Annotated in this window: 30 protein-coding genes; 5 read left to right on the forward strand and 25 right to left on the reverse strand. The window is 66.5% G+C overall.

Going from position 1 to position 22,158, the window contains the following annotated elements; translation table 11 throughout:
• The 5 genes from JHN45_RS29185 to JHN45_RS54445 all read left to right on the forward strand — a co-directional run.
• On the forward strand, nt 1–1,239 hold a 1,239-nt coding region (locus JHN45_RS29185), incomplete at its 5' end, for a glycoside hydrolase family 26 protein (RefSeq protein ID WP_236584248.1).
• A 233-nt stretch (nt 1,240–1,472) separates the two neighbouring features.
• Nucleotides 1,473–2,924, forward strand: a complete 1,452-nt coding sequence (locus JHN45_RS29190) for a glycosyltransferase family 2 protein (protein WP_307783216.1) — start codon at nt 1,473–1,475, stop codon at nt 2,922–2,924.
• 56 nt (nt 2,925–2,980) lie between these two features.
• The gene (locus tag JHN45_RS29195; RefSeq protein ID WP_307783217.1) at nt 2,981–4,183 is read left to right on the forward strand and encodes a hypothetical protein; all 1,203 of its coding nucleotides are present in this window, start codon (nt 2,981–2,983) and stop codon (nt 4,181–4,183) included.
• Nucleotides 4,184–4,198: 15 nt separating this feature from the next.
• Nucleotides 4,199–5,299, forward strand: a complete 1,101-nt coding sequence (locus tag JHN45_RS29200; protein ID WP_201051510.1) for an NDP-sugar synthase — start codon at nt 4,199–4,201, stop codon at nt 5,297–5,299.
• 50 nt (nt 5,300–5,349) lie between these two features.
• On the forward strand, nt 5,350–7,380 hold the full coding sequence (locus JHN45_RS54445) for an acyltransferase family protein (protein ID WP_201051512.1): 2,031 nt from the start codon (nt 5,350–5,352) through the stop codon (nt 7,378–7,380).
• A 53-nt stretch (nt 7,381–7,433) separates the two neighbouring features.
• Here JHN45_RS54445 and truA read toward each other — a convergent pair whose 3' ends face one another.
• The 25 genes from truA to rplP form a co-directional block, all read right to left on the reverse strand.
• Entirely contained in the window at nt 7,434–8,279 is an 846-nt protein-coding gene (gene truA / locus JHN45_RS29210; RefSeq protein ID WP_201051514.1) for a tRNA pseudouridine(38-40) synthase TruA, read from the reverse strand.
• A 129-nt stretch (nt 8,280–8,408) separates the two neighbouring features.
• Entirely contained in the window at nt 8,409–8,915 is a 507-nt protein-coding gene (gene rplQ, locus JHN45_RS29215; RefSeq protein WP_200713280.1) for a 50S ribosomal protein L17, read from the reverse strand.
• An 83-nt stretch (nt 8,916–8,998) separates the two neighbouring features.
• Nucleotides 8,999–10,021, reverse strand: a complete 1,023-nt coding sequence (locus JHN45_RS29220) for a DNA-directed RNA polymerase subunit alpha (protein WP_019055532.1) — start codon at nt 10,019–10,021, stop codon at nt 8,999–9,001.
• Nucleotides 10,022–10,137: 116 nt separating this feature from the next.
• Nucleotides 10,138–10,542, reverse strand: a complete 405-nt coding sequence (gene rpsK / locus JHN45_RS29225) for a 30S ribosomal protein S11 (RefSeq protein ID WP_003956432.1) — start codon at nt 10,540–10,542, stop codon at nt 10,138–10,140.
• 69 nt (nt 10,543–10,611) lie between these two features.
• Complete coding sequence (rpsM, locus tag JHN45_RS29230; protein WP_019055531.1) at nt 10,612–10,992, reverse strand: 30S ribosomal protein S13; 381 nt, start codon at nt 10,990–10,992, stop codon at nt 10,612–10,614.
• A 206-nt stretch (nt 10,993–11,198) separates the two neighbouring features.
• Nucleotides 11,199–11,312 carry a 50S ribosomal protein L36 gene (rpmJ, locus tag JHN45_RS29235; protein WP_003998809.1) on the reverse strand — a complete coding sequence of 38 codons (114 nt, stop codon included), beginning with the start codon at nt 11,310–11,312 and terminating at the stop codon, nt 11,199–11,201.
• Between the two features lie 59 nt (nt 11,313–11,371).
• Nucleotides 11,372–11,593 carry a translation initiation factor IF-1 gene (gene infA / locus JHN45_RS29240; RefSeq protein ID WP_003948620.1) on the reverse strand — a complete coding sequence of 74 codons (222 nt, stop codon included), beginning with the start codon at nt 11,591–11,593 and terminating at the stop codon, nt 11,372–11,374.
• A gap of 225 nt (nt 11,594–11,818) precedes the next feature.
• Nucleotides 11,819–12,655 carry a type I methionyl aminopeptidase gene (map, locus tag JHN45_RS29245; protein WP_200713281.1) on the reverse strand — a complete coding sequence of 279 codons (837 nt, stop codon included), beginning with the start codon at nt 12,653–12,655 and terminating at the stop codon, nt 11,819–11,821.
• A gap of 107 nt (nt 12,656–12,762) precedes the next feature.
• Complete coding sequence (locus JHN45_RS29250) at nt 12,763–13,989, reverse strand: hypothetical protein (RefSeq protein WP_236584250.1); 1,227 nt, start codon at nt 13,987–13,989, stop codon at nt 12,763–12,765.
• A 182-nt stretch (nt 13,990–14,171) separates the two neighbouring features.
• Nucleotides 14,172–14,534, reverse strand: coding sequence for a hypothetical protein (locus JHN45_RS29255; protein WP_200713282.1), 363 nt, complete (start codon nt 14,532–14,534; stop codon nt 14,172–14,174).
• A 175-nt stretch (nt 14,535–14,709) separates the two neighbouring features.
• A complete protein-coding gene (locus JHN45_RS29260) occupies nt 14,710–15,360 on the reverse strand; it encodes an adenylate kinase (protein ID WP_200713283.1) in 651 nt (216 codons plus the stop codon).
• Complete coding sequence (secY, locus tag JHN45_RS29265) at nt 15,360–16,673, reverse strand: preprotein translocase subunit SecY (protein ID WP_200713284.1); 1,314 nt, start codon at nt 16,671–16,673, stop codon at nt 15,360–15,362. The genes JHN45_RS29260 and secY overlap by 1 nt, the downstream gene beginning before the upstream one ends.
• A 168-nt stretch (nt 16,674–16,841) precedes the next feature.
• The gene (gene rplO / locus JHN45_RS29270; RefSeq protein WP_043676833.1) at nt 16,842–17,297 is read right to left on the reverse strand and encodes a 50S ribosomal protein L15; all 456 of its coding nucleotides are present in this window, start codon (nt 17,295–17,297) and stop codon (nt 16,842–16,844) included.
• A 2-nt stretch (nt 17,298–17,299) separates the two neighbouring features.
• A complete protein-coding gene (rpmD, locus tag JHN45_RS29275; protein ID WP_006376032.1) occupies nt 17,300–17,482 on the reverse strand; it encodes a 50S ribosomal protein L30 in 183 nt (60 codons plus the stop codon).
• A complete protein-coding gene (gene rpsE, locus JHN45_RS29280) occupies nt 17,482–18,087 on the reverse strand; it encodes a 30S ribosomal protein S5 (protein ID WP_006376045.1) in 606 nt (201 codons plus the stop codon). Before rpsE ends, rpmD begins: the two co-directional genes overlap by 1 nt.
• Before the next feature lie 37 nt (nt 18,088–18,124).
• Nucleotides 18,125–18,508: a 50S ribosomal protein L18 gene (rplR, locus tag JHN45_RS29285; RefSeq protein WP_019055526.1), complete on the reverse strand. Its 384-nt coding sequence runs from the start codon at nt 18,506–18,508 to the stop codon at nt 18,125–18,127.
• Nucleotides 18,509–18,511: 3 nt separating this feature from the next.
• Nucleotides 18,512–19,051: a 50S ribosomal protein L6 gene (rplF, locus tag JHN45_RS29290; protein WP_043676830.1), complete on the reverse strand. Its 540-nt coding sequence runs from the start codon at nt 19,049–19,051 to the stop codon at nt 18,512–18,514.
• A gap of 22 nt (nt 19,052–19,073) precedes the next feature.
• A complete protein-coding gene (gene rpsH / locus JHN45_RS29295) occupies nt 19,074–19,472 on the reverse strand; it encodes a 30S ribosomal protein S8 (RefSeq protein WP_013001411.1) in 399 nt (132 codons plus the stop codon).
• 213 nt (nt 19,473–19,685) lie between these two features.
• Nucleotides 19,686–19,871 carry a type Z 30S ribosomal protein S14 gene (locus JHN45_RS29300; RefSeq protein WP_003948630.1) on the reverse strand — a complete coding sequence of 62 codons (186 nt, stop codon included), beginning with the start codon at nt 19,869–19,871 and terminating at the stop codon, nt 19,686–19,688.
• Nucleotides 19,872–19,876: 5 nt separating this feature from the next.
• Complete coding sequence (rplE, locus tag JHN45_RS29305; RefSeq protein ID WP_019072280.1) at nt 19,877–20,434, reverse strand: 50S ribosomal protein L5; 558 nt, start codon at nt 20,432–20,434, stop codon at nt 19,877–19,879.
• Nucleotides 20,434–20,757, reverse strand: a complete 324-nt coding sequence (rplX, locus tag JHN45_RS29310) for a 50S ribosomal protein L24 (RefSeq protein ID WP_019072281.1) — start codon at nt 20,755–20,757, stop codon at nt 20,434–20,436. Before rplX ends, rplE begins: the two co-directional genes overlap by 1 nt.
• A 2-nt stretch (nt 20,758–20,759) precedes the next feature.
• Nucleotides 20,760–21,128 carry a 50S ribosomal protein L14 gene (gene rplN / locus JHN45_RS29315; RefSeq protein ID WP_003998823.1) on the reverse strand — a complete coding sequence of 123 codons (369 nt, stop codon included), beginning with the start codon at nt 21,126–21,128 and terminating at the stop codon, nt 20,760–20,762.
• 95 nt (nt 21,129–21,223) lie between these two features.
• Nucleotides 21,224–21,511, reverse strand: coding sequence for a 30S ribosomal protein S17 (gene rpsQ / locus JHN45_RS29320; protein WP_019072282.1), 288 nt, complete (start codon nt 21,509–21,511; stop codon nt 21,224–21,226).
• Nucleotides 21,511–21,735, reverse strand: coding sequence for a 50S ribosomal protein L29 (gene rpmC, locus JHN45_RS29325; RefSeq protein WP_005481220.1), 225 nt, complete (start codon nt 21,733–21,735; stop codon nt 21,511–21,513). The genes rpsQ and rpmC overlap by 1 nt, the downstream gene beginning before the upstream one ends.
• Nucleotides 21,735–22,154, reverse strand: coding sequence for a 50S ribosomal protein L16 (rplP, locus tag JHN45_RS29330; RefSeq protein ID WP_010986348.1), 420 nt, complete (start codon nt 22,152–22,154; stop codon nt 21,735–21,737). The genes rpmC and rplP overlap by 1 nt, the downstream gene beginning before the upstream one ends.
• Between the last annotated feature and the right edge of the window lie 4 nt (nt 22,155–22,158).

Here is a 22,158-nt window from a genome sequence, read left to right on the forward strand (position 1 = left end):
CGCGAGGCTTCTCCCGCCGCCCGGAACGTCTACGCGCTGCTGGCCGGCCTGGAGAACAGGGCGCGGCGGGGAGAAGCCTCGCGGACGGTCATCGGCCAGCACGTGGAGCTGCACAACGAGCGGTACAACGTGGCGTACGGCGACTACCGGGGCCTGAAGCAGCCGGGCTACTACTACAAGAAGGCCCAGGACATCACGGGCCGGCTGCCGGGCTTCGTGGAGCTGGACCTGGGACCCGGGTACGACCAGCCGGGCTGGGCGGTCGGTGAGTCCCGCTCGTACTCCCGTTCCTGGCCGGGCTGCCGGCGCATGTGGGGGTACGCCGAGGACGCCGTGGATCTCGCGGTCGGCGTGTGGGCGGGTCTGCCCCGGGCCGCCGACGGCTCGTACCGGCCCTCCGGCACGCACCCGGACTGCGGTGCGGGCGGCGCGGAGATCTCGCTGCCGCACAACGGGGGCGCTCCGGCGGGCCTCGTCGGGTTCTCCTTCCACCAGCCGTACCCGGGCAGCCCGGTCAAGGGCTTCGAGCAGACCCTGAACAAGAACTCGCCCGCCGCGAAGGACCCCGGCTGGTTCGCCCGGGTCGTCACCGAGGGCACCGCCGAACACCGGGCCCTGCTGCACGACCTGGACTATCTCGCGGACCACCTCGGCTATCTGGCGGACCGCGGGGTGCCGGTGCTGCTGCGGCCGTACCACGAGATGAACACGGCACCGGGCCACGGTTTCTGGTGGGCGGGGCAGGATCCGGCCGTATACCAAAAACTGTGGCGTGCGACATACGACCACCTCGTCACCCGGCGCGGCCTGCACAATCTGATCTTCGTGTGGTCGCCGAACTCCTGGGACGGCTCCTACGGCCGGTCGCCGCACGCCTACTACCCCGGTGGCCGTTATGTGGACGTGGTCGGTGTCGACGACTACAGCGGCTCCCCGGAGAAGCCGTACGGTCCGGGCGCCTGGACGGAGGTCTGGTACCGGGGTCTTGAGCGGTACCGCAGGCCCCGGGCCATGGCCGAGTCCTTCCACGTCCCGCTGAACGCGGCCCAGCCGCACACCCTGAGCCGGACGCCGTGGGTGCTGTGGAGCGTGTGGGGACAGGCGCTGTCGTACGCCAACGTCTCCGCGCCGACGGGCAAGAACACGCCGGCCGACGTGAAGGGAACGTACGCCTCCACGCGGGTGATCACGGCGTCGGCCGGTATATGGACATCACTGCACAAGAGCCAGTTTGATTAACTTTTGACTACACCTTTCACACCCGTATTCCTTGCGTGAAGCAAGTGTGCGAGGATCGTGCAGCTGTTCGGCCAGCGTTTTTAGGACGCCCGGGGGGGCTTCTGAGTGGCCGAGGCGCCAATGAAGGCGTCGGGGGCAGAACCCTGAGTAAACGAGCGCGACGCGCGTAGCGTGCCGTGCCGAGATCTGCTGCTGCCTCGACGCACCACCGATCTCATGGGAGTTCCGCAGTCGTGACAACGACACTGGTCGACGGGGGTATGCCGCACTCGCGGCACAATCAGAAGCTCGCCAAGCGCACCGCACGCTGGAAGCCGGGCATCCTCCCGTTTCTGGTGCCGTTCGTTCTCCTGGTCGTCTTCGGGCTGTGGAGCTACAAGCCCAGCTCGTCGCCGCTGAGCTGGATCCTGACCATTGTCTGGTCGCTGCCGGTCGTCGGTGTGATGGTCGGTCTCCAGGGTGCCCTGCTGCTCCGCCGCCGGGTCCGCAAGAGCGACCGGATGATCCCTCCCGCACCGGCCGAGCAGGACTTCCTGATCGCCCTCTGCCCGACCATCGGCCGGCACGACACCTACCCGGCGCTGGAGCGTTCGATCCTCTCGTACGTCGAGCACCTGCCCGAGTACTTCCCGTACATGCGCGTCGACATCCTCACCGAGGAGGGCTGCGAGGCGGCGGCGGACATCGACCGGCTGGCCGACTCCCACCCGCTGATCCGGGTGATCACCGTTCCGAAGGAGTACGTCCCGGCCAACGGCACCCGCTTCAAGGCCCGCGCCAACCACTACGCCCACGAGCTGCGGATCGAGGAGGGCGAGGCCCTCGACTACGTCTGGGTGCTGCACATGGACGACGACACCGGCGTCGGTCCCGACACCGCCTCCGCGCTCGCCCAGTTCATCAACCGCCAGCGCCGCGCGACCCCCGAGAAGGTCAAGCACATGGCGCAGGGCATCCTGACCTACCCCCGCGAGAACGCGGTCAACCTCTTCACCTGGCTCGCCGACGCCGTACGCCCCGCCGACGACATCGCCCGCTTCCGCGCGCTGACCGGCATGGGCACCCCGGCCGCCGGTGTGCACGGCGAACTGCTGGTGCTGCGCGCGTCCATCGAGGCCGAGATCGGCTGGGACTTCGGCCCTAAGGAGATCGTCGAGGACGCGCGCCTCGCCCTGACCTTCTGCCGCAAGTACCCGGGCCGCAGCGACTGGTTCAACGGCCGCTGCTACGGCGCCTCCCCCTCGACCGCCGCCGACTTCGTCAAGCAGCGCGACCGGTGGGCCTGGGGTCTGGTGGCGCTCTGCTTCAACCGGGCCGTGCCCATGCGCTACCGCTGGTTCCTGTCGATCTGTGTCGTCACCTGGATCCTCGGCCCGCTCCAGCACATCACCGCCGTGCTGCTCGTGGGCTGGCTCATCAACGACATGAACACCTCGCCGGTGACCCAGTCCATCGTCATCCTGTGGGCCCTCAACTTCGCCTATGTCATCTGGACCTACTGGGAGGGGCTGCGGCTGAACGCGCTCGCGTCGGCCAGCGGCCGGCGCAAGTGGTGGGAGCCGATCGTGGTGGTCGCCCTCATTCCCGTCTTCTCCGTGCTGGAAGGGCTCGGCGGCTTCAAGGGCTTCATGAAGTTCGTCCGGCGCGAGGAGAACAAGTTCGTCGTGATCGCCAAGCCCGCCTGACCTCCCGGAAGACCACTCACATGCGTTCACGACTGCCGCTGCTTGCCATTTTCCCGGTGACCGTTCTCACCCTCGTGCTGGGCGCCCCCTTCGTCGTCGGCAACCACCCGGTGCGCTGGGACTCCGGTTCGGTCCTGCCCAGAGTCGTCATCGGCGGCTCGGAGGACTCGGCGACCCCGTCCGCCGACGGAACCGGCAAGGCACCCGCGTCCTCCTCGTCCGGTTCCCCGTCCGCCTCCACCAAGGCCCTGGAGGTCGCCAAGCCCTGGAAGAAGGGCATGGCGCAGTGGGGCGTACAGCTCTACTGGGAGGAGGAGAGCCCCAAGCGCTCGGACACGTTCATCGAGAACCAGGCCCGCAAGCACGCCAAGTACCTCATCGGCCTGGGCGCGAACTCGGTGTCCGTCTCCTTCCCGTACTACATCAAGAACTCCACGGCCGACGTGCTCTCGACCGGTGCGAAGACACCGTCCCCGGAACGCCTCCAGAAGGTGCTGAAGGTCTTCAAGGACGCCGGTTTCCGCACCACGCTCCGCCCGATCATGGACGAGGGGACGCTGAAGCAGTCGAACGGCTGGCGCGGCAACATCGACCCCGCCTCACGCTCCGCCTGGTTCACCTCGTACGAGAAGCTCATCGATCCGTATCTCGAAGCCGCCGAGAACGCGAAGGCGAACACCTTCGTGATCGGCACCGAGCTCAACTCCCTGGAGGGCGACACCGGCTGGGACAAGGTGGTCGCCTCCGCCGAGAAGACCTTCTCCGGCGAGATCTCCTACGACGCCAACTGGGACAACTACGTCACCGGCCGCATCAACATGCCGGTCAACCACCTCGGCGTCGACGCCTACTTCCCCATCAAGGTGCCGGACACCGCGCCCGTCGAGGATCTGGTCACCGGCTGGAACAAGTGGCTGGACAAGAAGGCCACCGGCCCGCTGCCGAACATCCTCGTCTCCGAGACCGGCATCGGCGCGATGAACGGCGCCTACCACGCTCCCGGCGACTTCTACGTCAAGCGGGCCGTCAACCCCCAGGTGCAGGCCAACTGGTACAAGGCGGTCTGCGAGGTCGTCCAGGACCGGAAGATGCAGGGCATCTACTGGTGGTCGCTCTGGTTCGACGACGACCCGAACACCAAGCCCGACGACAAGGTCGCCTCCCGGCTCGACTTCGCCGGACGCCCCCTGACCGAGAAGGCCATCAAGTCCTGTTTCACGTCCGCCTACGCGGGCCCCGGGACCACGACCGCCAGCTGACCGAGCGAGGCCATCATGCAAGAAGCCATCATTCTGGTGGGCGGCAAGGGAACCCGCCTGCGCCCACTGACGAACCACACCCCGAAGCCGCTGCTGAACGTCGCGGGTTCCTCCTTCATCCGGCACCAGATCGCCAAGCTGATGGACGCCGGTGTCGAGCACGTGGTGTTCGCCACTTCCTATCTCGCCGGCCTCTTCGAGGAGGAGTTCAGGGACTTCGCCCAGGGCCTGGAGATCTCCTACGCCGTCGAGGAGGTACCGCTCGGCACCGGCGGCGCGATCCGCAACGCCGGCCGCCTGCTGCGCGGCGACTCCGCCGACGCCCCGGTCCTCGTCCTCAACGGCGACATCCTGTCCGGCGTCGACCTGCGCGCCGTCCTGGAGCGGCACGAGGTGCAGGAGGCGGACGTGACCCTGCACCTCACCCGCGTCCCCGACCCGCGCGCCTTCGGCCTGGTCCCCACCGACGGGGCCGGCCGGGTGCTGTCCTTCCTGGAGAAGCCGAAGACCGCCGAGGAGTGCGTCACCGACCAGATCAACGCGGGCTGCTACGTCTTCCGCCGGTCCGTCCTGGACGCCATCCCTGCCGACCGCGAGGTCTCCGTCGAGCAGGAGACCTTCCCGCAGCTCGTCGCCCAGGGGCGGCCCATCGTCGGCCACACCACGGACGACTACTGGCGCGACCTCGGCACCCCGCTCGCCTTCGTGCACGGCTCCGCCGACCTGGTCACCGGCAAGGTGACCTCCCCCCTCGTGGAGCGGCACGCCGAGGCCCTGATCGATCCCACGGCCACCATCGCCCCGACCGCCCGTGTCACGGGCGGCTCGACGATCGGCCCGGGCGCCGTCGTCGGCCCGCACGTGGTCGTCGACCGCTCCATCATCGGCGGCGGCGTCACCGTGGCCGAGGGCGCCCGGATCCACGAGTCCGTGGTGGACCACGACTCCTCGATCGGCAGGGAATCGTTCCTGCGCGAGGTCGTGGTGGGCTGCCACGCGCACATCGGCGCCGAGAACGAACTGCCCGCCCAGCTGCGGCTGTCGTGCGGCATCCGCATCCCCGCCCAAGGCGTCCGCGTCAGCGGCACGGCCGCCGCCTGCCTGACGGCCCACTGAATTCACCGGCCCGCCCCCACTGGGCCTGACCGGACAGTTACTGGAGAACCGTGACCAGCCATCGCTCAACGGCCACCGCGGAGGCAGAGCGTCTTCGCAAGTACCGGCCGGACATTCAGGGCCTGCGCGCCGTGGCCATCATGATGGTCGTCAGCATGCACTGCGGCATCCTCGACATCCACGGCGGCGTGGACGTCAGCTTCGTGCTCAGCGGCTTCCTCATCGGCGGCCAGCTCTTCGCCGAGCTCGACAGGACGGGCAAGGTGTCCCTGACCAAGTTCTGGGCGCGCCGGTTCAGGCGGCTGACCCCGCCCATGGCCCTCGTCATCGTCGCCACCGCGATCCTGGCCTGGCTCTACGGCAGCCCGCTCAGGTTCCGCACCTACATGGAGGACGGCCTCAGCGCCTCGCTCAGCTTCCTGAACTGGCGCCTGGTCGAGAACGGCACCGACTACTTCGCCAACGACGGATCGCAGACCCCGTACCAGCACTTCTGGTCGCTGGGCATCGAGGAGCAGTTCTACCTCGCCGCCCCGATCGTCCTCTTCGTGATGGTCTGGATCAGCCGCAAGATCTTCCGCAACCGTGCCCTGGTCGCGCTGTTCCTGATGGCCGTCATCGCCGGGTCGTTCTATCTGGGCTGGTCGAAGACCTCCGAGAACCAGCCGCTCGCGTACTTCAGCACCCAGACCCGGATCTGGGAGATCACCTGCGGAGTCCTGCTCGCCCTCTCGGCCTCGCTGGTCTCCCGGATGAACAGGGGGGTGGCCGCCGTCATCTCCTGGCTGGGACTCGGCACCGTGCTCGTCACCGCGATGCTCATCTCCAGCACGACGCCGCTGCCCGGCTACGCGGTGGCCGGCCCGGTCGTCGGCGCCGTCATGGTCATCGCCGGCGGCTGCGCCAACCCCCGCTTCGGTGTGGAGCGGCTGCTCGACAATCCGGTCCTCGACTTCGTCGGCAACGTCAGCTACGGCTGGTATCTGACGCACTGGCCGCTGCTGGTGCTCTGGCCGTCCATCACCGACCGGGACTTCACGTTCGAGGAGCGGATGCGTGTCGTCGTCCTCTCGTTCCTGATGGCCGTCCTCCTGCACTACGCGGTCGAGCGCAAGTTCAAGAAGAACACCTCGCTGCTGGCCCGCCCCTGGAAGGGCGTCTTCACCGGCGGATTCACCACGGCGGGCACCGCCGGAGCGATGGTTCTGGCCACGCTCATCCCGCTGAACCTGGCGACCTCGTCCTCGTCGAGCACGGTCGCGACCGGGTACACCGACAACGCGTCGGTCGAGAAGTCGGCGGCCGTGAAGGAGCTCTCCGCGACCGCGCAGGGCGCCCTGGAGAAGGCGCCCAAGGATCTGGCCACGCGCGGCTGCATCGACAACTTCGACGTCAAGACGTTCGTGATGCGCGACCAATGTGTCGCCGGCGACCCGAAGGGCTCCAAGACCCTTGTCCTCATGGGGGACTCGCACGCCTGGCAGTGGAACGACCTCTACGACGTGATCGGCAAGGAACTCGGCGTACGGGTGGTGACCATGGCGAAGGGCGGCTGCTCGCCCCAGACCTACCGCATCAACAACCCCCAGCTGGCACGCGAGTACACCGAGTGCGACACCTGGCGCCAGTCGGCCTTCGCGGAGCTCAGGAAGATCCACCCGGACGTCGTCGTCATCGCCGACCGCGCACGCGGTGAGGCGAACCGGGCCGGGGCCGAGACCTCGTTCAAGGTGCTCAAGGAGACCGGTGCCGAGCTCGTCTACATGACGGACACCCCCGAGCCCGGCCAGAACGTCCCGGACTGTCTCGCCACGCACATCGACAGCATCACCCTCTGCAACCGCAAGCAGTGGCAGGCGCTGGAGTACACCCAGATCCGCGCCATGGAGCAGGACGTGGCCAAGAAGTACGGCGCGGACATCATCGACACGACGTCCGCGTTCTGCGCCGCGGACGTGTGCCCTGCGGTCATCGGCGACCGGATCGTCTACTTCGACAACAGCCACATCACGTCGTCGTACTCGAAGACCCTGAAGCCCTTCCTGGAGCCCGCCCTGAAGGAGATCCTGGACAGGGCGTAGAGCCCGCCGTCCCTCTCCCCCGCCCCGGCCGGCCTCCGGTCGGGGCGGTCGTGTCACTGCCCGCGGACCCGCACCCGGCGCGCCAGCCGCTGCCGCTCCATGAGCGACTCGTCGGCGGGATAGGCGACCTCCTCCAAGGTCAGCCCGTGCGGCCGTACGACATGCACGGCGCTGTCCCGCACCCCCGCGTCCAGCACCTTCCGCGGCCACTCGGCACCCCGGTGCCCGTCACCCACGAACAGCAACGCGCCCACCATGGACCGCACTTGGTTGTGGCAGAAGGCGTCGGCACGCACTTCGATCTCGACGACACCGTCGTCCCGCCGCCGCACCCCGAAGTCGAGAATCTCCCGGATCGTCGTCGCGCCCTCACGCTTCTTCGCGTAGGCGGCGAAGTCATGTTCCCCCACAAGGGACTTGGCGGCGGCATCCATCACGTCGACGTCCAACTCCCAGTCGTGCCAGAGCACATGGTTCCGCAGCAGGGGGTCCACTCCCCCCGGCCGGTCCCCGACCCGATACACATATCGCCGCCACAGCGCCGCGAACCGCGCGTTGAACCCGACGGGAGCCTCCGCCACCCCCCACACCCGCACATCCTTCGGCAGCCGCCCGGCAAGCCGCTTCAGCAGCTTCTCCCGGTGCTCGGCCCACAGCTCCCCCGGCAGATCGACATGAGCCACCTGCCCCCGAGCATGCACCCCGGCATCGGTCCGCCCGGCCACGGTCAGGTCGTACGCAGCCGCCCCCGACCGCGTCACGGTCCGCAACGCGTCCTCGACCTCCCCCTGCACGGTCCGCCGCCCCCCGGCCTGCTTGGCCCACCCGGAGAACTCGGTCCCGTCGTAGGAAAGGTCGAGCCGGACGCGAACAAACCCGACCGCTACGTCATCACTCACACTGAGGTCCTTTCAGGTACACAAAAGCGGGCCCGCCCCTCGAAAGGAACGGACCCGCCAACACGCCCGCTTTTAGGGGCGCGGGGAACTGCGCGACCAGCCACGACGGCGGGTCAGCCAAAAACGGTGTTACGCGTCCTTGGACTCCTCGTCGGCCTCAACCTCAGCCGGCTTCGCGTCCTCGACGACCTCGACCGGAGCCTCGACAACAGCCTCGGCATCCTTCGCCGCACGCTTCGTCGCGGCCTCGGCCTCGCCGGTCGCGGCCTGCGCGACGGTCAGGGCCTCGACGAGCTCGATGACAGCCATGGGCGCGTTGTCGCCACGACGGTTACCGATCTTGGTGATACGGGTGTAGCCACCGGGACGGTTCTCGTAGCGCGGGCCGATCTCGGTGAAGAGCGTGTGGACGACGCTCTTGTCCGTGATCACCTGGAGCACCTGACGGCGGTTGTGAAGGTCGCCCTTCTTCGCCTTGGTGACCAGACGCTCGGCGTAGGGCCGCAGCTTGCGGGCCTTCGCCTCGGTGGTGGTGATACGGCCGTGCTCGAAGAGCGACTTCGCGAGGTTCGCGATGAGGAGCTTCTCGTGCGCGGCGCTGCCGCCCAGACGGGCACCCTTGGTGGGCTTCGGCATTTCTTTCTCCTTGGTATCTGCCCCGGCCGTATGAGGTACCGGAGTCAGGACCCGGTGAGCGGACGCTCACCGGCAACAACCGATCAGTACTGCTCGGTCTCCACAAAACCCGCGTCCACGTCGTCGTCGGCGCCGAAGGCGTCGGCAGCGGCCGTCGGGTCGAATCCGGGCGGGCTGTCCTTGAGGGCCAGGCCCATGCCGGCCAGCTTCGCCTTGACCTCGTCGATGGACTTCGCGCCGAAGTTGCGGATGTCCAGGAGGTCGGCCTCGGAACGAGCCACGAGCTCACCCACGGAGTGGATGCCCTCGCGCTTGAGGCAGTTGTAGGAGCGGACGGTGAGTTCCAGCTCCTCGATCGGCAGGGCGAGGTCGGCGGCCAGGGCGGCGTCCGTGGGGGACGGGCCCATGTCGATGCCCTCGGCGTCGATGTTCAGCTCGCGCGCGAGACCGAACAGCTCCACCAGGGTCTTGCCGGCCGACGCCATCGCGTCACGGGGACGCATCGCCTGCTTGGTCTCGACATCGACGATCAGCTTGTCGAAGTCGGTGCGCTGCTCGACACGCGTCGCCTCGACCTTGTACGTGACCTTCAGCACCGGCGAGTAGATCGAGTCGACCGGGATCCGGCCGATCTCCTGACCCACCTGCTTGTTCTGCACCGCGGAGACGTAACCACGGCCACGCTCGACCGTGAGCTCCATCTCCAGCTTGCCCTTGCCGTTCAGCGTGGCCAGGACCAGGTCCGGGTTGTGCACCTCGACACCGGCCGGGGGCGCGATGTCGGCGGCGGTGACCAGACCCGGACCCTGCTTGCGCAGGTACATCACGACCGGCTCGTCGTGCTCACTGCTCACGACGAGCTGCTTGATGTTGAGGATCAGGTCGGTGACGTCCTCCTTGACGCCCGGCACGGTGGTGAACTCGTGCAGGACACCGTCGATCCGGATGCTGGTGACAGCGGCTCCGGGGATCGAGGAGAGGAGCGTACGGCGGAGGGAGTTGCCGAGGGTGTAGCCGAAGCCGGGCTCCAGCGGCTCGATCACGAACCGGGACCGGAACTCGTCGACGACCTCTTCGGTCAGAGACGGACGCTGAGCGATCAGCATGAGGTGATTCCTTCAGTCTTGGACACCCACTATTTGATGTCCTGCTGTTCCTACAAGGGTACGGGCGATACGGCACCGAAGTGCCGTACCGCCCGCATCCTCAAGACAGCCGTGCGTCAGACGCGGCGGCGCTTCGGCGGACGGCAGCCGTTGTGCGGGGTGGGGGTGACGTCCTGGATGGAGCCGACCTCAAGACCGGTGGCCTGGAGGGAGCGGATCGCGGTCTCGCGACCGGAGCCCGGGCCCTTCACGAAGACGTCGACCTTGCGCATGCCGTGCTCCTGCGCGCGACGGGCGGCCGACTCGGCGGCCATCTGCGCGGCGAAGGGGGTGGACTTGCGCGAGCCCTTGAAGCCGACGTGGCCGGCGGAGGCCCAGGAGATCACGTTGCCCGAGGGGTCCGTGATCGAGACGATCGTGTTGTTGAACGTGCTCTTGATGTGCGCGTGGCCGTGAGCGACGTTCTTCTTTTCCTTGCGGCGCACCTTCTTGGCAGCGCCCTGACGACCCTTGGGGGGCATCTATTACTCCTACGGGGAGGTGGTCGGTCCTACAGCGAAGACCGCTGGTGAAGCGTTGTCCGCTGCGGACTACTTCTTGCCCGGCTTCTTCTTGCCGGCGATGGCGCGACGCGGACCCTTGCGGGTACGAGCGTTCGTGCTGGTGCGCTGACCGCGAACGGGCAGACCACGACGGTGACGGAGACCCTGGTAGCAGCCGATCTCCACCTTGCGGCGGATGTCGGCCTGGATCTCGCGACGGAGGTCACCCTCGGTCTTGATGTTGGCGTCGACGTACTCACGAATCGCGACGAGCTGCTCTTCCGAGAGGTCGCGAACGCGGGTGTTGGGGTCGATGCCGGTCTCGGCCAGCGTCAGCTGGGAAAGGGTCCGACCAATGCCGAACACGTAGGTGAGGGCGACCTCCACGCGCTTTTCGCGCGGGATGTCGACACCGGAAACGCGTGCCATTCAATGGCTCCTGGTGATCTTCGGAGGTCTTCCGCAGAACCGGATCCCAGCCGCCGGCCTCTTCGTTCGAAGATTTGGTACGGCGTGGGTCCCCAGCCTCCGAGCCGGGGGTGTCGGACGCCTACTACGCCCGGGTCCTGCGTATGAACATGTATTGCTCGCGTCGCGCGAATCTCTGCGAACAGCTGCAGAGGGAAGGTCGTGCGTCAGCCCTGGCGCTGCTTGTGGCGCGGGTTCTCGCAGATGACCATGACCCGACCGTGACGGCGGATCACCCTGCACTTGTCGCAGATCTTCTTGACGCTCGGCTTGACCTTCATTGGTGAGGTTCTCCGGGTCAGTTGCCTGCGGCGCCGCTTGCGCGGAACCTAGGCAAGATCTACTTGTAGCGGTAGACGATCCGGCCACGCGTGAGGTCGTACGGAGACAGCTCCACCACGACCCGGTCGTCAGGGAGGATACGGATGTAGTGCATACGCATCTTGCCGCTGATGTGTGCCAGGACCTGGTGGCCGTTCTGGAGCTCGACCTTGAACATGGCGTTCGGAAGAGACTCGACGACAGTGCCCTCGATCTCGATGGCACCTTGCTTCTTGGCCACGCTTCGCCCTTCGAATCGACTACCTTGATCGACTCGGTGCGTTCCCCTTGCGGGGTGCATGCGGACATGCGGGTGCACGAGAGCCGACGAGTCAGTCTACGTCAGGGCCCTCGGAAAGACGAATCGATGGAGGATGCCCCGGCACGAAGATCACTAAGCCCAGGAGAGGTATTTAGGGGCGCGGGGAACTGCGCGCCCAGCCCCCACCGCGCCGCGGACGAACAACTAGGCGAGCGGATCCGGCGCAGCCGTGATCCCGAACTCAGCCAGCTTCGCCTTACCCCCGTCGGGAGCCGTAAGCACCAACGGCCCCTCCTCGGTCAACGCAACCGAGTGCTCCCAGTGGGACGACCAAGTCCCGTCAGTCGTAATCACGGTCCAGTCATCCGAGAGCACCTCGGTCTTCGGCGTACCGAGCGACACCATCGGCTCGATCGCCAGGCAGAACCCGGGAATCAGCTTGGGCCCCTTGCCCCGCCGCTTCTCCACATAGTTCAGCAGATGCGGATCCATGTGCATCTCGGTACCGATGCCGTGACCGCCGTAGTCCTCGACGATCCCGTACTTGCCGCCGCCGGGCTTCGGCTGCCGCCGGATGTACGTCTCGATGGCGCGGGAGATGTCGACGAGCCGGTTGCCGAGCTTCATCGCGGCGATGCCCGCCCACATCGACTCCTCGGTCACCCGGGAGAGCTCGATGAGCTCAGGGGCGTGACCGGAGCCGACGAACGCGGTGTACGCCGCGTCCCCGTGCCAGCCGTCGATGATCGCGCCGCAGTCGATGGAGATGATGTCGCCGTCCTTCAGCACCACCTCGTCGGAGGGGATGCCGTGGACGACGACCTCGTTCACCGAGGTGCAGATGGTGGCCGGGAAGCCGCCGTAGCCAAGGAAGTTGGGCTTCGCGTTGTGGTCGGCGAGGACCTTGCGGGCCACCTCGTCCAGGTCCTTCGTGCTCGCGCCGGGTACGGCCGCTTCACGCGTGGCCGCGTGGATCGCGGCGACGACCAGCCCCGCCTCGCGCATCTTGGCGATCTGCTCGGGGGTCTTGATCTGCACCATCAGCTCTGCCTTCTCACGGGTGCCCGTCCAGTTTTTGTACACCGCAACAGTACGGCCCCCCTACGGCGTGGCGACACTTGGTCGCGCCGGTCGCGGCCGCACCCCGGTCAGCGCCGGGTGAGTACCGGGAACCAGCGGCTCTCGTCGTGCAGGTTCGCCGTCCGGAAGCCGGAGAGCGGAGTGACCTTGCCGTCCAGACCGACCAGGAGCAGTTGGTTGCGGAACTCGCCTTCGCCAGGGCTGCAGCGGTCGGGGGCGCAACGCCAGACGATGAGGTGACTGTCGTCGGCCCACGCGAGCAGCTGCTGGCCGGGGATCACCGCGGCCCGCTTGCCGGTCCTCGCATTCCTGATCTCGGAGACGATCTCGTCGCCCTTCCCGACGAAGTCGCCCGTCACGAGTTTCCCGTCGGGAGACAGGACCGTCTCCGGGTAGGGCAGACGCTTCTCCTGATCCGGGGCAGGCGTCTTCTTGCCGGTCACGCCGTAGTAGATCTTGCCCGTCTCACTCTTGCCGGGTGCCCAGACCAGTTTCCCGTCACGGCTCCAGTAGAAGTCCTGACGCCCGCCGACCGGCATCCCCTCCGTGTTCTTCTTGGTGGGGTTATCGGCGAAGTCCGCCCTGCCGGTGGCGACATCGATCACGTAGAAGCCCGTGCGGCTCTGCTTGGGTCCCGGCACGCTCTTGCCGTTGAGCTTGTAGGAGGCGTCCTTGAACAGACCGTCCGGGTCGAGGCTGTACGCCGTCGCCAGCAGGCGTTTGCCGTCCGGTGAGAACTGCACACTGCCGACGCTCCTGTCGACCTTGATCCAGCGCTGCACCTTGCCCGTGGCCAGGTTCAGCAGTCCGATCCGGCCGACGGGCAGATCACGCTCGAGCACCGCCGCGGTCCGCATCCCGGGGGCGACGTCCAGCCAGGCCCAGTCGGCCTTCTCGTACCGCTCGGTGGTCGTGTTGAGCAAGCGCCACTCGTAGGTGCCGATCGCGTTCCCGTTCGGCAGCTTCACGAGCTTCATCGTGTAGTACGCCGAGACGGCGCTTCTCCCCGCGGCGATCAGCTGTCGAGGAGGCGACTGACCGGGGTGCGCCGACACGTTCGTGACGTCGGTCACGCCCGCGGGCCCCGCCTGCGCATCACCGCCGCCGCGCCGGGCGAGCGACACCGCGAGCCCCGCGACCACGACGGCCGCGACGACGGCAGCCAGCGCGAGGCGTCGAGCCCTGCGGCGGCGCGACAGCTGTTGTGTCCGTTCGGCGGATTCCGCGGCCGGTCGCGTCACCGAGGAGGACGCCTTGAACGCTGTGCGGGCATGCGGGTCGGGAGTCATGCTCATACCTCCACGGGGAAGACGACTGGGCCGGGGATCTGGTCGGCAGGTGCGAAGCCCCCTGTGCAGGCGAACAACGATGGGGCTGCTCCCGCAACACCGGAGCAGCCCCATCGCAGTTGTTCTCAACCCATGACCAGATCGAGCGGCAGGACGAATGCACGGGGTGAGGTCAAGGCACCCGCGGTTTATTCGTTGAACCAGTCGGAGTAGTAACCGATGAGGTCGCCGTGCCACCAGACCAGCATCTTCACGTTGCCGAAGCCGACGTTGTACGGGTGCTTGCCGCAGCCGGCGTCGCCGCCGTCTTCGATGCTGAACACGTTCGCGCTGCTGGCATTCCACAGATTGCCGGTCACGCCGTACCCATCGGCTTTGGTGTCACAGACCGAGAACACATCGCCGTCGTCGTGGAAGTGCATGTACCCACGGCCGTACGGAAGGTTGACGGTCTTGTCGGTGAGGGCCTGCGCCGAGGTGGACATCCCCACGACCAGGGCGGCGGACGCGCCGACGACCAGTGTTGCGCGAGCGAGCTTTGACTTGATCACGATTCCCCCTGCTTCATGAAGCGGGGCACCACTGGTGTTGTCGGTGGTGCCGCAGCGATCCGAACACTAGTGCCCATCTCGCGAGCGTGTCCACATCAAATCGGCCCCGCCGGGCGACGACAAGGGCTGCCCCGGCACAGCCGGGGCAGCCCTTGTCGTCGTTCTTCAGCCCTGCTCAGGGGTGTGGCAGCGCCTCGATCGCGCGCGCCGTGACCTCGTCCACCTTGCCGAGAGCCGAGATCGTGGCCACCAGGCCCTGGGCCTTGTAGTAGTCGATGATCGGCTCGGTCTGCGTGTGGTAGACCTCCAGCCGGGTGCGGACCGTGTCCTCGGAGTCGTCGTCGCGCTGGTACAGCTCGCCGCCGCAGGTGTCACAGACACCGTCCTGCTTCGGCGGGCTGTACGTCACGTGGAAGACGTGGCTGGAGTCCTTCCGGCAGATGCGGCGGCCGGCGATGCGCTTGACCACCTCGTCCTCGGAGACCTCCAGGTCCAGCACCGCGTCCAGCTTGATGCCCTCGGTCTTCAGCAGCTCGTCCAGCGCCTCGGCCTGCGACACATTCCGCGGAAAACCGTCCAGCAGGAAGCCGCCCACGGCGTCCGGCTGCTCCATGCGGTCCTTGGCCATCGCGATGGTGACCTCGTCCGGGACCAGGTTGCCCGCGTCCATGTAGGACTTCGCCAGTTTGCCGAGCTCCGTGGCCTGACTGATGTTGGCACGGAAGAGATCGCCGGTGGAGATGTGCGGGATGTGCAGCGTCTTGGCCAGTCGCACAGCCTGCGTTCCCTTACCGGCGCCCGGCGGCCCGACGAGGACGATTCGCATCAGCGGAGGAACCCTTCGTAATTGCGCTGCTGGAGCTGGCTCTCGATCTGCTTCACCGTCTCGAGACCGACACCCACGATGATGAGGATGCTGGTCCCGCCGAACGGGAAGTTGCCGCTTGCGTTGAAGCCGACCAACGCCATCGTCGGTACGAGAGCGATCAGACCCAGATACAGCGAACCCGGCCAGGTGATCCGGTTGAGTACGTAACTCAGGTACTCAGCGGTGGGCCGGCCAGCCCGGATGCCCGGGATGAAGCCACCATACTTCTTCATGTTGTCGGCGACTTCCTCGGGGTTGAACGAGATCGCCACGTAGAAGAACGCGAAGAAAACGATCAGGAGGAAGTAGCTGACCAGGTAGATCGGGTGGTCACCCTTGGTCAGGTTCGTCGTCACCCAGGTCTTCCAGGCGGAGTTGCCGCTGGAGAACTGCGCGACCAGAGCCGGGATGTAGAGCAGCGAGGACGCGAAGATGACGGGAATCACACCCGCCTGATTGACCTTCAGCGGGATGTAGGTCGACGTACCGCCGTAGGAACGGCGGCCGATCATGCGCTTCGCGTACTGGACGGGAATGCGGCGCTGGGCCTGTTCGACGAAGACCACCAGGCCGACCATCACCAGGCCGACGAGGATGACGGTGCCGAACTCGATCCAGCCGTCGGCCAGCGTGCCCTGCTTCTTGATGGCCCACAGCGCGGACGGGAAGGTGGCCGCGATCGAGATGAACATCAGGATCGACATGCCGTTGCCGATACCGCGGTCGGTGATGAGCTCGCCGAGCCACATCACGACGCCGGTGCCGGCGGTCATGGTGACGACCATGGTGATGGTCGTGAAGATGGCACGGTCCGGGACGATGCTCGTCGCGACCGTGCAGCCGGAGAAGAGGGCGCCGCTGCGGGCGGTGGCCACCAGGCCGGTGCCCTGCAGGATGGCGAGCGCCACGGTCAGATAGCGCGTGTACTGCGTGATCTTCGCCGTACCGGCCTGACCCTCTTTCTTGAGGGCCTCCAGACGAGGGATCACCACGGTCAGCAGCTGCAGAATGATGCTCGCCGTGATGTACGGCATGATGCCGAGCGCGAAGACCGTGATCTGCAGCAGCGCACCGCCGGAGAACATGTTGACCAGGCCGAAGAGACCCTGGTTGCCGGAGGCCTCGGTCACACACTGCTGTACGGCCGTGTAGTTGACGCCGGGGATCGGGACGTGGGTACCGACCCGGTAGACCACGATGATGCCCAGCGTGAAGAGCAGCTTCTTGCGCAGGTCGGGCGTCCTGAACGCCCGGGCGAACGCGGTGAGCACGGTGCCTCCTGCGACCCCCGCGCGCGTGCGTCAAGGGTGACGGTCTTGAGGTTCGACGAATAAGAACAGTGCAGGCCACCTTACCGGCGACACTGCCCCCGTGGAACGACCAACCGGGGATACCCCGTTATGGGGTATCCCCGGTCGGGATCGCTTATGTCATCGCGCTCAGACGAGCTCGGTGACGGTACCGCCGGCGGCGGTGATCTTCTCCTTGGCGGAGCCGGAGACGGCGTCCACCGTCACCTGCAGCGCCACGGAGATCTCGCCCTGGCCGAGGACCTTGACGAGGCTGTTCTTGCGCACCGCACCGTTGGCGACGAGACCCTCTACGGTGACCTCGCCACCCTCCGGGTACAGGGACGCCAGCTTGTCGAGGTTCACGACCTGGTACTCGGTCTTGAACGGGTTGCGGAAGCCCTTCAGCTTCGGAAGACGCATGTGGAGGGGCATCTGGCCACCCTCGAAGCGCTCCGGAACCTGGTAACGGGCCTTCGTACCCTTGGTTCCACGACCGGCCGTCTTACCCTTCGACGCCTCACCACGACCCACACGGGTCTTGGCGGTCTTGGCGCCCGGGGCGGGACGGAGGTTGTGGATCTTGAGCGGGTTGTTCTCCGCCATGATCAGTCGACCTCCTCAACCGTCACGAGGTGGCGGACGGTGTGCACCATTCCGCGGAACTCGGGGCGGTCCTCCTTGACGACCACGGTGTTGATCCCCTTGAGACCAAGCGACCGCAGCGTGTCACGGTGGTTCTGCTTGCTGCCGATGTACGACTTCGTCTGCGTGACCTTGAGGCGAGCCATTACGCACCCGCCCCGGCACGTGCACGAAGGAGAGCCGCGGGGGCGACGTCCTCGAGGGGCAGACCGCGGCGGGCCGCGATCTCCTCGGGACGCTGCAGGCCCTTGAGGGCCGCCACGGTCGCGTGCACGATGTTGATCGCGTTGGACGAACCGAGCGACTTCGACAGGATGTCGTGAACGCCGGCGCACTCCAGGACAGCACGCACCGGGCCACCGGCGATAACGCCGGTACCGGGGGAAGCAGGCTTGAGCAGGACGACGCCCGCGGCCTTCTCGCCCGTGATCGGGTGCGGGATGGTGCCCTGGATACGGGGGACCTTGAAGAAGTGCTTCTTGGCCTCTTCAACACCCTTGGCGATCGCGGCCGGCACCTCCTTGGCCTTGCCGTAACCGACACCGACGGTGCCGTCACCGTCGCCCACCACGACGAGCGCGGTGAAGCTGAAGCGACGACCACCCTTGACAACCTTGGCGACGCGGTTGATCGCGACTACGCGCTCAACGTACGCGGTCTTCTCGGCGGCAGCAGCGCCGCCGTCACGGCCCTTCCGGTCCCGCCGCTCGCCGCCACCGGCACCGCTTCCACGGCGCTGGGGTCCAGCCATTGGATTACCTCTCTCTTTCCGCTAGCTACGGAAGCGACTAGAACTTCAGTCCGGCTTCGCGGGCGGCGTCCGCCAGGGCGGCGATGCGCCCCGCGTACTGATTGCCGCCACGGTCGAATACGACAGCCTCGACACCGGCGGCCTTGGCGCGCTCGGCGACCAGGGCGCCGACCGACTTGGCCTGCGCGGACTTGTCGCTCTCGCCGCCGCGGATCGAGGTGTCCAGGGTCGACGCCGACGCCAGGGTGTGACCCTTGATGTCGTCGATGACCTGGGCCACGATGTGGCGGTTGGAGCGGGTCACGACCAGGCGCGGACGCTCAGCCGTACCGGAAATGTGCTTCCGGATGCGGATGTGACGACGCTTGATGGCAGCACGCTTGTAAGCGTCGCCCTTAGCGATCTTCGTACCGTATGCCATGGCTTACTTACCCGCCTTTCCGACCTTGCGCCGGATGACTTCGCCCTCGTACTTGACGCCCTTGGCCTTGTACGGGTCGGGCTTGCGCAGCTTGCGGATGTTGGCCGCAACCTCGCCGACCTTCTGCTTGTCGATGCCCTCGACCGAGAAGTGCGTCGGGTTCTCGACCTTGAACGAGATGCCCTCGGGCGCCTCGACCGTGATCGAGTGGCTGTAGCCGAGCGCGAACTCGAGGTTCGATCCCTTGGCCGCAACGCGGTAACCGACACCGCTGATCTCGAGCTTCTTCACGTAACCCTCGGTCACGCCGGTGATCATGTTCGCCACCAGCGTGCGGGACAGGCCGTGCAGGGCCTTGTTCTGACGCTCGTCGTTGGGGCGGGTGACGTTGAGAACGCCGTCCTCACCCTTGGCGATGTCGATCGGCGAAGCGACGGTGTGGGTCAGCGAGCCCTTGGGGCCCTTGACCGAGACCGTACGGCCGTCGATGGTGACGTCCACGCCGGCGGGAACCGTGATGGGGAGCTTGCCAATACGCGACATAGCTTCTTCCGATTCCTTTCCGCTACCAGACGTAGGCGAGAACTTCTCCGCCTACGCCCTTCTTGCCGGCCTGCTTGTCGGTGAGGAGCCCGTGCGACGTGGAGATGATCGCCACGCCGAGGCCGCCCAGCACCTTGGGCAGGGAGGTGGACTTCGCGTAAACCCGGAGACCGGGCTTGGAGATCCGCTTGATGCCCGCGATGGAGCGCTCACGGTTCGGGCCGAACTTCAGCTCGAGGACGAGGTTCTTGCCGACCTCGGCGTCCTCGACCTTCCAGCCCGTGATGAAGCCCTCCTGCTGGAGGATCTCCGCGATGTGAGACTTGATCTTGGACGCCGGCATCGTCACGGAGTCGTGGTATGCCGAGTTCGCGTTCCGCAGACGCGTAAGCATGTCTGCGATCGGATCAGTCATGGTCATGAATTGGCCTTCGGCCTCTCTCGCCGGGGTTTCCAGGTGCCCATCCCTCTCCTCGATCCGAGACGAGGCGGGTGCGGTGCGGTGGACCTACGGCGTAGTAAGTCGTATGGGCGGCAATCAGGCGCCCAACCCCCCTAGCCTAAGCCATGGAGGGGTGGGCACCTGACCGTGCCCTCTGCTTACCGAGAGCTTCGGGAGTCCGGAAGTACCGGACTACCAGGAGCTCTTGGTCACGCCCGGCAGCTCGCCACGGTGAGCCATCTCACGAAGGCACACGCGGCAGAGGCCGAACTTGCGGTACACGGAGTGCGGGCGGCCGCAGCGCTGGCAGCGGGTGTAGCCACGCACACCGAACTTGGGCTTACGAGCAGCCTTGGCAATCAGAGCCTTCTTCGCCATCTCGCTTACGCCTCCTTGAAGGGGAAGCCGAGGTGACGGAGAAGGGCACGGCCTTCGGCGTCGTTGGTCGCCGTGGTCACCACGGTGATGTCCATACCCCGGACGCGGTCGATCTTGTCCTGGTCGATCTCGTGGAACATGACCTGCTCGGTGAGACCGAAGGTGTAGTTGCCACGACCGTCGAACTGCTTGGGAGACAGACCGCGGAAGTCGCGGATGCGCGGAAGCGCGAGCGACAGGGTGCGGTCCAGGAACTCCCACATGCGGTCGCCACGGAGCGTGACGTGGGCACCGATCGGCTGACCCTCGCGCAGCTTGAACTGCGCGATGGACTTGCGGGCCTTGGTGATGGCCGGCTTCTGACCGGTGATCGTGGTCAGGTCACGGACGGCACCGTCCATGAGCTTGGAGTCACGGGCGGCGTCGCCGACACCCATGTTGACCACGATCTTGACGAGGCCGGGGATCTGCATGACGTTCTCGTAGGAGAACTCCTCACGCAGCTTGCCCGCGATCTCCTCGCGGTACTTCGTCTTGAGACGCGGAGTGGTGGTGGTAGTCATCAGATGTCCTCACCCGTCCGCTTGGCAACGCGAACCTTGTTGCCCTCGTCGTCGAAGCGGTAGCCGACACGCGTGACGACCTTGTTGCCGTCCTTCTCAACGACCAGCTGGACGTTGGAGACGTGGATCGGCGCCTCGGTCGTGACGATGCCACCGGCCTGCGAGCCCTTGGCGGTGGGGCCGGCCTTGGTGTGCTTCTTGACCCGGTTGACACCCTCGACCAGGACGCGCTCGTCGCGCGGGTAAGCGGCAATGACCTTGCCCTGCTTGCCCTTGTCCTTGCCGGTGATGACCTGAACCGTGTCACCCTTCTTGATCTTCATGCTTACAGCACCTCCGGAGCCAGCGAGATGATCTTCATGAACTTCTTCTCGCGCAGCTCGCGCCCGACCGGGCCGAAGATGCGGGTACCACGAGGGTCGCCGTCGTTCTTCAGAATGACGGCGGCGTTCTCGTCGAAGCGGATGTACGAGCCGTCCGGACGGCGGCGCTCCTTCACGGTGCGAACGATGACGGCCTTGACGACGTCACCCTTCTTCACGTTGCCACCGGGGATCGCGTCCTTGACGGTGGCGACGATGACGTCACCGATGCCCGCGTAGCGGCGACCGGAGCCACCGAGCACACGGATGCAAAGGATTTCCTTCGCACCAGTGTTGTCGGCGACGCGCAGTCGCGACTCCTGCTGGATCACGTCTATCTCCTGATCGTCTGCCGGTTCCCCAAGGGCCGTTCAGTGAACGGCCCTTGGAGCCTGGCGGAACTGTCCTGCGAGGTTGCTCGCAGGAATTACTTGGCCTTCTCGAGGATCTCGACGATGCGCCAGCGCTTCGTCGCGGACAGCGGACGCGTCTCCATGAGGAGGACACGGTCGCCGACGCCTGCGGCGTTCTGCTCGTCGTGGGCCTTGAGCTTGTTCGTACGGCGGATGACCTTGCCGTACAGCGCGTGCTTCACGCGGTCCTCGACAGCGACGACGACGGTCTTGTCCATCTTGTCGCTGACGACGAGACCCTCACGGGTCTTGCGGAAGCCGCGGGAAGCGGTCTGCTCTTCAGTCACGTTGCTCTCGCTCATCAGGCGCTCTCCACCGTCTCGATGCCCAGCTCGCGCTCACGCATCAGGGTGTAGATCCGCGCGATGTCCTTCCGGACGGCCTTGAGCCGACCGTGGTTCTCGAGCTGACCGGTCGCCGCCTGGAAGCGGAGGTTGAACAGCTCTTCCTTGGCTTCGCGGAGCTTGTTGAGAAGCTCCTCGTCACCCAGTTCGCGCAGCTCGGACGCCTTGGTACCGGCCGACATCACGCTTCACCTGCCTCGCGCTTGACGATCCGGCACTTCATCGGCAGCTTGTGGGCTGCGCGAGTGAGGGCCTCACGGGCGATCTTCTCGTTGGGGTAGGACAGCTCGAACATGACCCGGCCCGGGTGCACGTTCGCGATCCACCACTCGGGAGAACCCTTACCGGAACCCATGCGGGTCTCGGCAGGCTTCTTCGTGAGCGGGCGGTCCGGGTAGATGTTGATCCAGACCTTGCCGCCACGCTTGATGTGGCGGGTCATCGCGATACGGGCGGCCTCGATCTGGCGGTTCGTCACGTACGCCGGCGTGAGGGCCTGAATGCCGTACTCGCCGAACGAAACCTGCGTACCGCCCTTGGCCTGACCACGACGCTTGGGGTGGTGCTGCTTGCGGTGCTTGACCCTACGGGGGATCAGCATGTCG

Origin of the sequence: Streptomyces sp. MBT53, assembly GCF_016654115.1 — a bacterium.
Classification (GTDB): domain Bacteria; phylum Actinomycetota; class Actinomycetes; order Streptomycetales; family Streptomycetaceae; genus Streptomyces.

What these genes read in the sequence shown, in the direction of transcription:
- rplF (WP_043676830.1), bottom strand. Translation starts at nt 19,051, where the DNA reads ATGTCGCGTATTGGCAAGCTCCCCATCACGGTTCCCGCCGGCGTGGAC.
- JHN45_RS29220 (WP_019055532.1), bottom strand. Translation starts at nt 10,021, where the DNA reads ATGCTGATCGCTCAGCGTCCGTCTCTGACCGAAGAGGTCGTCGACGAG.
- JHN45_RS29300 (WP_003948630.1), bottom strand. Translation starts at nt 19,871, where the DNA reads ATGGCGAAGAAGGCTCTGATTGCCAAGGCTGCTCGTAAGCCCAAGTTC.
- rplR (WP_019055526.1), bottom strand. Translation starts at nt 18,508, where the DNA reads ATGGCATACGGTACGAAGATCGCTAAGGGCGACGCTTACAAGCGTGCT.
- JHN45_RS29250 (WP_236584250.1), bottom strand. Translation starts at nt 13,989, where the DNA reads ATGAGCATGACTCCCGACCCGCATGCCCGCACAGCGTTCAAGGCGTCC.
- rpsQ (WP_019072282.1), bottom strand. Translation starts at nt 21,511, where the DNA reads ATGAGCGAGAGCAACGTGACTGAAGAGCAGACCGCTTCCCGCGGCTTC.
- rpsE (WP_006376045.1), bottom strand. Translation starts at nt 18,087, where the DNA reads ATGGCTGGACCCCAGCGCCGTGGAAGCGGTGCCGGTGGCGGCGAGCGG.
- rpsH (WP_013001411.1), bottom strand. Translation starts at nt 19,472, where the DNA reads ATGACCATGACTGATCCGATCGCAGACATGCTTACGCGTCTGCGGAAC.
- rplQ (WP_200713280.1), bottom strand. Translation starts at nt 8,915, where the DNA reads ATGCCGAAGCCCACCAAGGGTGCCCGTCTGGGCGGCAGCGCCGCGCAC.
- rplP (WP_010986348.1), bottom strand. Translation starts at nt 22,154, where the DNA reads ATGCTGATCCCCCGTAGGGTCAAGCACCGCAAGCAGCACCACCCCAAG.
- rplO (WP_043676833.1), bottom strand. Translation starts at nt 17,297, where the DNA reads ATGGCGGAGAACAACCCGCTCAAGATCCACAACCTCCGTCCCGCCCCG.
- map (WP_200713281.1), bottom strand. Translation starts at nt 12,655, where the DNA reads ATGGTGCAGATCAAGACCCCCGAGCAGATCGCCAAGATGCGCGAGGCG.
- rplX (WP_019072281.1), bottom strand. Translation starts at nt 20,757, where the DNA reads ATGAAGATCAAGAAGGGTGACACGGTTCAGGTCATCACCGGCAAGGAC.
- rplE (WP_019072280.1), bottom strand. Translation starts at nt 20,434, where the DNA reads ATGACTACCACCACCACTCCGCGTCTCAAGACGAAGTACCGCGAGGAG.
- JHN45_RS29200 (WP_201051510.1), top strand. Translation starts at nt 4,199, where the DNA reads ATGCAAGAAGCCATCATTCTGGTGGGCGGCAAGGGAACCCGCCTGCGC.
- rpsK (WP_003956432.1), bottom strand. Translation starts at nt 10,542, where the DNA reads ATGCCCCCCAAGGGTCGTCAGGGCGCTGCCAAGAAGGTGCGCCGCAAG.
- rpmD (WP_006376032.1), bottom strand. Translation starts at nt 17,482, where the DNA reads ATGGCTCGCCTCAAGGTCACGCAGACGAAGTCGTACATCGGCAGCAAG.
- rpmC (WP_005481220.1), bottom strand. Translation starts at nt 21,735, where the DNA reads ATGTCGGCCGGTACCAAGGCGTCCGAGCTGCGCGAACTGGGTGACGAG.
- rpsM (WP_019055531.1), bottom strand. Translation starts at nt 10,992, where the DNA reads ATGGCACGCGTTTCCGGTGTCGACATCCCGCGCGAAAAGCGCGTGGAG.
- rpmJ (WP_003998809.1), bottom strand. Translation starts at nt 11,312, where the DNA reads ATGAAGGTCAAGCCGAGCGTCAAGAAGATCTGCGACAAGTGCAGGGTG.
- JHN45_RS29260 (WP_200713283.1), bottom strand. Translation starts at nt 15,360, where the DNA reads ATGCGAATCGTCCTCGTCGGGCCGCCGGGCGCCGGTAAGGGAACGCAG.